The sequence below is a fragment of the Sorangium sp. So ce1036 genome (genome assembly GCF_051369805.1).
GTDB classification, from domain to species: Bacteria; Myxococcota_A; Polyangia; order Polyangiales; family Polyangiaceae; genus Sorangium; species Sorangium cellulosum_F.
The window spans coordinates 601,790-610,964 of the sequence record NZ_JBBMOX010000001.1; the positions used below are offsets into that span (position 1 = coordinate 601,790).

General features: G+C 72.6%; 3 protein-coding genes. All 3 read right to left on the reverse strand.

Going from position 1 to position 9,175, the window contains the following annotated elements:
- Positions 1–42: 42 nt before the first annotated feature.
- Genes WMF31_RS02260 through WMF31_RS02270 form a run of 3 tightly spaced genes read right to left on the reverse strand, consistent with a single transcriptional unit; the run spans position 43 to position 8,958 of the window.
- A complete protein-coding gene (locus WMF31_RS02260; protein ID WP_129354065.1) occupies positions 43–1,431 on the reverse strand; it encodes an NAD(P)/FAD-dependent oxidoreductase in 1,389 nt (462 codons plus the stop codon).
- Entirely contained in the window at positions 1,428–6,728 is a 5,301-nt protein-coding gene (locus WMF31_RS02265; RefSeq protein ID WP_436600360.1) for an SDR family NAD(P)-dependent oxidoreductase, read from the reverse strand. Before WMF31_RS02265 ends, WMF31_RS02260 begins: the two co-directional genes overlap by 4 nt.
- 43 nt (positions 6,729–6,771) lie before the next feature.
- Complete coding sequence (locus WMF31_RS02270) at positions 6,772–8,958, reverse strand: AMP-binding protein (RefSeq protein WP_436600361.1); 2,187 nt, start codon at positions 8,956–8,958, stop codon at positions 6,772–6,774.
- Positions 8,959–9,175 lie beyond the last annotated feature (217 nt).

Here is a 9,175-nt window from a genome sequence, read left to right on the forward strand (position 1 = left end):
ATGTCCGTTCGACTGTGGTTTATCATGGCCAGCGGGCGCGGCTCAACCGGGCGCAGGCGGCGAGTCGGGGATGGAGGGCGTGCCGAACAAGCGCTGGCGAACGCGGCGCTGGCCGGTGGAGAGGAGCACCCTGGCCACGAAGCCGGGCTCGAAGAGCAGCGTCGCCGAGCCGGTGAGATCGAACGCCGGAAACAGATGCCGCCGTAGCGCGCTGTCGTGGTGGGCGGACTCGAAGGCCATCTTCGCGTACGCGGCGAGGAGCGCCGGCGTGCGCGGGCGCTCGCCCTTCGTCGCCGGCCACCGGAAGTCGGAGCGCGTCGCGAAATCCCACACCGAGCGCAGGAATTTGGCCTGCTGCTGGAAGAAGACCGGCTCGAAGCCGGGGCCCGGGCCGCGGCGGCGCAGCACGTCGCGCAGGATGGCGGCAGAGACGGCCGCGGTCGACATGCCCTGGCCGTAGACAGGGTTGAAGGCGCAGACCGCGTCGCCCACGGCGATGAAGCCCGGCAGCTCGATCTCCCAGCGATCGTAGGCGCGCGACACGTTCGCCATGGATCGATTGCCGTGAATCGGCGAGAGCGGCTCGGCCAGCGCCACGGCCCGGGACACGATGGGTGAGCTGAGGCTCGCGAGGTGATCGAGGAAGCCCTGCTCGTCCGTGGGCGGATGCGTGCCGTTGAAGCCCGACGCGGTGACCAGCCAGCGGTCGCCCTCGATCGGAAAGACGACGGCGCCGCGTGGCCGGCCGAGCTCGGCCTCGACCCACAGGCCTTTCCACCACCAGTCCGACGGCCGGCGCTCGGGCGGAGGCGCCTTGTAGAAGCGCGAGGCGTACCCGGCGCCCGAGTCGACGCACCGGGTCGTCGGCGCAGGCAGGCCGAGCTCGCGCAGCCACGGCTCGGCGCGGGTATTCCGGCCGCTGGCGTCGACGACGAGGTCGGCCTCCAGCTCCCGCTCCGAGGCCTCGTCGCGCACGACCACGCCCCGGATCCTCGGGCGACCGGCCGTCGCGCCGCGCAGCGCGAGCACCTGGGCACCCCCCCGGACCTCGACCCTGGTCTGCTGTCGCAGGAGCGAGCGTATCGTGCCCTCGAACAGATCGCGGCTGGCCCAGAGCAGATCGCGGCCCGTGGGCCCGACCGTCTGCCAGCCGAAGACGCGCCGGACCGCCATGCCGGTGCCGACGTCGAACTTCAGCGCGCCCGCGCCGAGCACCGCGGCCGTGAAGCCGGGGAAGAGCGCCTCGATCTCCTGCTCCCCCCGCGGCAAGAGCACGTGCGTGTGACGGCTCTGCGGCACGCCCGGGCGAGGCCCGATCCCGGCGGGGAGAGGATCGCGCTCCAGGAGCACCACCTCGTCGAAGAAATCGCACAGCACGCGCGCGCTGCACATGCCCGCGATGCTGCCCCCGATGACAATCGCGCGGCTCATGTTCTGTCCCGATCGGCGGATGTGTTCATGATCTTGGATACGACCCCGGCGAACTCCTGGCGGATGTAGTCGTGGGCCCCCGCGAAGCTCCATTCCTCCAGGGCTCCCCCGCTGCGCCTCCAGAACTCCAGGCTCTCGGCGTGGAGCGTCGTGTCGTCTCGACCGCAAGTAACGACGACAGGGCAGGAGACCCTCCAGCGCAGATCGAAGTCGTAGGTCCACGCGAGCTGGTCTCCGAACGTCTTCAAGAAGCGGCGCGTGGCCTCGCTCTCGGCCGCCTCCGGGTCGATGGAGATCCCGATCGATCGGGCCAGCCACGTCAGGAACTCCTTGTCACGGAGCTGCTCCCGCGTGAGATCCCGCTGGACGGTGATCACGTTGGCGGGGTTGGACAGGACCACGCGGGTGGGGCCCATGGCGTGCCGCTCCAGCTCCACCGCCGTCGCGTGCGCGATGAGGGCGCCCAGGCTGTGTCCGAAGAGCACGAGCGGGCACCTCGGCATGGCCACGAGGGCGCCGGCCACCTGCAGGGTGAGCGCGGCCAGCGGATGCTCGCACGACTCCAGCTGCCGCGCGCCGCTCCCCGGGTATTCCACGGCCACGAGCTCGCAGCCGTCCGGCATCACCGCCGCCCACTCCGCGAAGTCGGCGGCGGCGCCGCCCGAGGCGGGGAAGCAGACCAGACGCAACGCCGCCCCCTGGGGGACCGGCCTGAGGACGGTGAGCGGGCCGTGGGCCGCGTGCTGCGCGCCCTGCCCCGCGCTCGCGCCGTGGTGGAGCGCGTCGAACCTGGCGGTCACGAGCTGGCTGAGCTCGCGCAGGTTGGCGACCTTGGCGATCTCGGCGGCGAGCAGCTTGACGCCCAGCTCCTCGTCGACCCGGCGGCGGAGCTCCAGGGCGATGAGGGAGTCGACGCCCAGGTTCTGGAGCGCCTCGGTGGGCTTCAGCTTGTCGGGCGGCATCCGCAGCGCCCTGGCGAACAGCTCCCGCAGCGTGCCCTCCACGGCCTCCTGTCGCTCCCCGGGCGGCCGCGCCGCGATGCGCTCGGAGGCCCGGACCGGCGGCGCCGTCGCCGCCGGGGCGGCGGGCGGCGAGAGCACGGAATAGAGCGGCCTCCGTGGCAGCGCGGGGACCGCCAGGGGCACGACCGCGATCTGGGCCGGCGACGCCCGGAAGAGCTGCTCCAGCGAGGCGATGGCCTCGCTCGATGGGAGGGGGCCCATGCCCTGCGTGGCGAGGTACCTCGACGTGTGGGCGATCATCGGCGTCGCCATGCCGACGTCGGTCCACGCGGTCCAGTTGAGGCTGAGCGCCGGCAGGCCGTGCGCGCGCCGGTGGTGCGCGAGCGCGTCGAGGAAGGCGTTGCCCGCGGCGTAGCTCGATTGCCCGTGCGACCCGAAGAGCGATGAGACGGACGAGAACAGGACGAAGGAATCGAGCGGCAGATCCTTCGTCAGCTCGTGCAGGTTCCAGGCGCCGTCGACCTTCGGCCGGCCGATGGCCTGGAGGGAGGGCCCGTCCAGGTCAGGGATCGCCCTCTGATCGCCCACGCCGGCCGCGTGGAGGACCCCGGCCAGCGGCGGCATCGTGCGCTGGATCTGCTCCAGGGCGGCCCGGAGCCGCTCCCGGTCGGCGACGTCGACGGAGAAGGTCCGGACCTCGGCGCCGCCCTCGCGGAGCCGGTCCAGCACCTGCTCCGCCGAGGGGGACGGGCCGCTCCGCCCGAGCAGGGCGAAGTGCCGGGCGCCTCGCGCCGCCATCCACTCCAGGACCACGAGCCCGATGCCCCCCAGGCCTCCGGTGAGGAGGTAGGTCGCGTCGGCGTCGAACGAGAGCGGCCCGGGGGCAGGGCGCTGCGCGGGTGCGTACGGGACCAGCCTCGCGACGTAGCGCTCGGCGCCGCGCAGCGCGATCCGGTCCTCGTCGTCCGCGGCGAGCAGCTCCTCCCCCAGGCGCTCGCCGCTCGACGCGGCGTCGAGATCGAGCAGGGTGCACTCGAGCTCCGGCATCTCGAGCGCCACGGTCGCGCCGAACCCCCACACCGGCGCCTGCGCCACCGAGACGGTCGGGTCCTGGATGGACTGGACCTCCTGCGTCACGAGCCAGAGGCGTGGCGGCGCTCGCCATCCCGCGCGCGCGAGGGCCTGGACGAGGTGGAGGGCGCTGATCGAGCCCAGCGCCTGCGCCTGCCGGATCGCCTCGAGCGTGGGCGCGGGCGCGCCGTCCGCGCTCCAGAGGTGCACGACGCCGCGCGGCCCCGGAGGCGTGGAGGCGGCCAGCGCGGCGGCGACCTCCTCCTCGCCGAGGAGCCGGGCGAAGTGATCGGGCTCCCGGGGGTTCACCTGGTAGTCGCGGGCACCGCGCCGCGCGTACGTGTCGGCGGCCGTCACGCGGACGCACGCGTGGCCCCGGGATTCGAGATAGGTCTGCAGCGCGGCGGCGCGCCCCCCCGAGTCGGCCAGGATCAGCCACCCGCCCGGCCGCGGCGCGACGGGCCGCGCGCGCTCGGCCAGGCGCCATTCCACCACGTGGTGGTGCTCCGCCTGGTGCTGGCGCGGCGCCTGGGGCCTCGCGCCTTCGAGCCAGTAGCTCTCCCGCTGCCACGGATAGGTGGGCAGCGAGATCACGCGGCCGCGCGCCGGATGCTGCTTCGACCAGTCCACCGGGTAGCCCGCGCAGTGGAGCTGGCCCAGCGACTCGAGGAGCATGGATACCTCCTCTTCCTGGCGACGCAGCGAGGCCACGACGCGGCCGGGCTTGTCCCGCGCGGCCAGCGTCTCGAGGATGGACGTCGACAGGACCGGGTGGGGCCCGATCTCCAGGAAGAGGCCGTATCCTCTGCGCGAGAGCTCCTCCACGCACGGCGCGAAGAGGACCGGCCTCCGGATCTGCTGCCCCCAGTAGTCCGCGTCGAACGAGGGCCCGCGCTGCTCCGCGCCGGTGACCGTCGACATCAAGAGGGGGCCGTTCGCCGAAGGGGCGAGGCCGCGCAGCTCCTCGCTCAGCGCCTCGCCGTAGCCCTCCATCTGGGCGCTGTGAAAGGCGTAGTCGACGGGGAGCCACCTGGCCTCGATCTGCCGGCGCTGGAGGTGCTCGACGACCTGCTCGAGGGCCGCCGCCTCGCCGGACAGCACGGTCGACGTGGGGCCGTTGCTCGCGCCGATGGAGATCCGCTCGGCGTAATCACGCACGATGCGCCGGGCCTCCGGGAGCGGCAGGGCCACCGAGAGCATCTTCCCGAGGCCGGTCGCGCGCTGCATGATGCGCCCGCGGTGGACCACCAGCCGCGCGGCGTCCTCCAGGCGCAGCGCGCCGGCGACATGGGCCGCCGCCACCTCGCCGATGCTGTGGCCCACCACGGCGTCGGGCTGCACTCCCCACGAGCGCCACAGCGCCGCGAGCGCCGTTTGCAGCGCGAACAGGGCCGGCTGGGCGATCTCCGTCTGGTTCAGCCTCGACGCGGCGGCCTCGCGCTGCAGCTCGTCGAGCAGCGAGGGCCCCCCCGCCTCCCGTATCCGCTCATGGCACGCCTCCAGGGCGCCGCGGAACACGGGCTCTCTCTCGAGGAGCTGCCTCCCCATCCCCCACCATTGAGGGCCCTGGCCGCAGAAGACGAAGGCGAGCCGCGGGCGCATCTCCGGGACCGTCCCCTCGACCAGGCCGCGGCGGCCCTCGCCGGCCAGGTAGCCCCGCAGCCTCTCGCGCCACGCCGCGCGATCGCTGCCCACGACCACCAGCCGGTGCTCGTGATGGTCTCGCCGCAGGCTCGCGGTATAGGCCACGTCCCGATCGGTCGCCTCCGGCGTCGCCTCCGCGCTCAGGTGGTCGAGGTAGGCCGCGGCATAGGCCCGTAGCGCCTCCGGCGTCCTGGCGGAGATCGGCAGGAGGAGCGGGCGCCCCTCCGTCGCCGGCCGGTCGTCCGCGCCCCGCTCCGGCGCCCTCGGCGGCGCCGTGACGATCGCGTGCGAGATGGTGCCGCTGAACCCGAACGCGCTGACGCCGGCCACACGCACCTTGTCGGCGGCAGGCCAGGGGAGCGTCTCGCGCGGGACCAGGAAGGGCGCAGCATCCCAGGCGAACCGAGGGTTCGGGGTGTTGAAGTGGAGGTGACGCGCGACCATGCCGCGCTGGAACATCCCGAGGACCTTGATGAGACCGACGATGCCGGCCGCCCCCTCGGGGTGCCCGACGTTGGTCTTCACCGAGCCCAGCATCAGGCGCCGATCGGGGCCACGCGAGCTGCCGAAGACCTCGAGGAGCGCCTCCAGCTCGATCGGATCGCCGAGCGGCGTGCCGGTCCCGTGCGTCTCGATGTAATCGATCTCTTCGGGCTGGACGCGCGCGGCGGACAGCGCCTCGCGGAGGAGCTGCTGTTGAGTACGCCCGTTGGGCGCGGTGAGCCCGTTGCTGTGACCGTCGTGCTTCACGGCGGAGCCGGCGACGACGCCGAGGATCCGATCGCCCGCCTCCATCGCGTCCGAGAGCCGCTTCAGGATGACCACCCCGCAGCCCTCCGAGCGGATGTAGCCGTCCGCCGCCGCGTCGAACGTCCTGCAGCGTCCGCCCGTGGCCGAGAGCGCCCCCGTGGCCGCCATCGCCTCGTTGCCGGCCGTCGCGGCGATCACGTTGACGCCCCCGGCGAGCGCGAGGTCGCACTCGCCGTTGCGGAGGCTCTGACACGCGAGGTGCACCGCGACCAGCGACGAGCAGCAGGCGGTGTCCACGGACACGCACGGACCCTGCAGATCGAGGACGTACGAGATCCGGCCGGCGGCCACGTTGATCGAGAGCCCGGTCACGGCATAGAGCTCCTCGACCTGCGCGTAGGTGAGCGAGCCATAGCCGCTGTACCCGGAGAACCCCATGAAGTTCCCTGTCCGGGTGCCCCGGAGCTGCCCGAGCGGGACGCCGCCGTCCTCGAGCGCCTCGACCGAGACCTCGAGCAGGAGCCGCTGCGCCGGATCCATCGAGATGGCCTCTCGCGGCGAGATCGAGAAGAAGGCCGGATCGAACCGGTCGATCTGATCGAGGAACCCACCCGACGTCGGGCTGCGCGCCCCCTGCCGCTCGAACAGCCTCCGTCGCTCGGCCGGGATCTCGGCCAGCGCGTCGAAGCCCTGCTCCAGCAGGTCCCAGAACCGGGCCGGCGACGTGGCGCCGCCGGGGATCCGGCAGCCGACGCCGATGATCGCGATCGGCTCCGGCCGAGCGTCGCGGAGCCGGCGGATCTCGAGCTCCGCCTTCTGCAGGGCGAGGAGCGCGCGTTTGGTGAGAGAGAGTTCGCCCGATTCGCTCATGTCACTTCACTCCCGGGGGGCTTGGCGTCGGCCGGAGCGCCTTCTACTTCTGACGGTCGAGGTGGGCGCGCAGCGCGGCCTCGGCGGCCTCCTCCGACATGCCCTCGACGTCGAGATCCGCGAGCGCCGCGGGCCCTCGATCCCCGCGGTCCGCGCCCCCGCCGGCGGCGGGGGCGGCCAGCCTCTCGCAAAGGAAGGACGCGAGCTGTCCGATCGTCGGATGGTTGTAAACGAGCGACTCGGGGAGCTCCACCCCGAGCGCGCGGACGAGCTCGCCGCGGAAGCGAACTCCCGCCATCGAGTCGACCCCGAGCTCGTCGAACGATTTGGTGAGGCTGAGCGCGTCGACCGGAACGGAGAGCGACGCCGCGAGCAGGCTCCTCACCGCCTCGGCCATCCGCTCCACGCGGCGCTCCGGATCCGCCTCGCCCAAGATCGCGTGGAGATCCGCGACCGGGAGCGCGCCGGCGTCGCGCGAGGAGGCGCCGCGCCGCGCCGCGATCTCGAGCTCTCCGCTGCGGAAGAGCTCCCTGCAAGAGACCCTGGAGACCTTGCCCATGCTGGTCCTCGGGAGCCGCCCCGGGGCCAGGAACAGGACCTCGTGGACGCGGACGCCGAACTCCCGAGCGACCACGCCGCGGATGGCGTCCGCGCGCGCCTCGAGATCGAGGCCGTCGCCCGCGCTCCTCGGGTCGACCGCGAGGAAGAGCTCCTCCACGCCGTCCACGTCGTCCGCGAAGGCGATGGTCGAGTTCGCGCCGAGCCAGTCGAGCTCGCGCTCGAGCGTCGACTCGATGTCCTCCGCGTAGTGCTTGCGCCCGCGTATGACGATGAGGCTCTTCAGCCGGCCGGTCACGAACAGGCTGCCGTCGTGGAAGGCGCCCGTGTCCCCGCTGCGGAAGAAGGGGCCGCTCCCGTCGGCCGCCCGCGCCTGGAACTGCCGCGCGCTCTCCTCGGGCCGGTTCCAGTAGCCCGTCATCGCCGTGGGCGTCGACACCCAGATCTCGCCGATCGTGCCTTCCGGGAGGACCTCCCTGCTCTCCGGGTCCACGATGAGCACGCGCACGCCGGGGAGGATGAACCCGGACGACGACAGCAAGGGAGTCCCGCCCTCGGACGCCGGGACCAACCGGCCTCCGTCCATCGCCGCGCGATCGAAGAGGACGGTCTTGCCGCCGTTCACCGAGCCGGAGACGAACCCGGTCTCCGACATGCCGTACCCGGCGATGAACAGCCTGGGACGAAACCCGCTCTCGCGAAATGCGTCGCAGAACGCCCTCCACGTCTCGGGGCGCACCTTCTCCCCCATGCTCATGAAGTGCGTCCAGCAGCTCAGGTCGAGCTGCTTGCGCTCGGCCTCCGTGGTCGACGAGACACACCAGTCGAGCGCGAAGTTCGGCGCGACGGAGTAGACCTGCTTCCCCTTGTGGCGGGCGATGGTCCGCAGCCAGAGCGCGGGCGACCGCGCGAACGCGCTGGGCGCGATGTACCACGCGGACATCATGGCTCCGGTCATGCATCTCATGAGCAAGCCGTATCCCGCCGTGGAGTGGGTCAGGGGGAGCCACGTGACCTCGACGTCCGGGCGGCCGAACGGGCTCTCGGCCGAGGTCGAGATGAGCATCGCGCGCGCGAGCTTCAGCAGGCTCCCGTGCGTCACGATCGTCCCCTTCGGCGCGCCGGTCGAGCCCGACGCATACTGGAGCAGCGCGACGTCCTCCGCGGCGCGCTGCGCGGCCGGCGGGGGGCCGGGGACCCGCTCGAGGAGCGCCGGGAGCGAGGGGACGACCCACCGGAGCGTCTCCGCGAGCCGCCGCGCGCCCGGGTGGCCCTTCACCGCGTCGAGCATGCCGCGCGAGGAGATACAGACCGTGGCGCCCGAGTCGGCGGCGACGTTCAGGAGCCGCGTCACGTTCGCCGCGGGGCGATCGGGGCCGATCGGATCCACGGGGACGGCGATCATGCCGGCATAGAGCGCCGCCCATACCCCCACCAGGTACTCGTGGCCGGCGTCGTACGCGACGAGGACCCTGTCGCCCGCCGCGGCGGCCGACGCGAGCTCGACGCTCAGGTTCGTGGCCGCGCGCTCGAGATCCCTGTACGTGAGCGCCTGCTCCTGCCCCTCGTGCTCCACGAACACGGCGATCGTGGCGTCGGGAGCGCTCGCCGCATAATGCTTGAACAGGTCCACGGCGTTCTTGGCCGCGGGCGCCGGAATCTCAACGTTCATCGGAGCCGTCCCTTGTCGCTCGAGCGCTGGAAGACGCTGGCTTTGTTCGAATTCGATTACGATCGAGCATGCTCCTCGTCAAGCGCCATGGCGCGGCGTCGTGGCGAGTCGAGCGCGCGCCGGCCGCGGAGGAAGCGCTGTGTGGGATGCGCGATCTCATGTCGTTTTCATGAAGCTCTCGGGTCCTGCCGCCGGCGATATGGGCGCCCGACCGCCG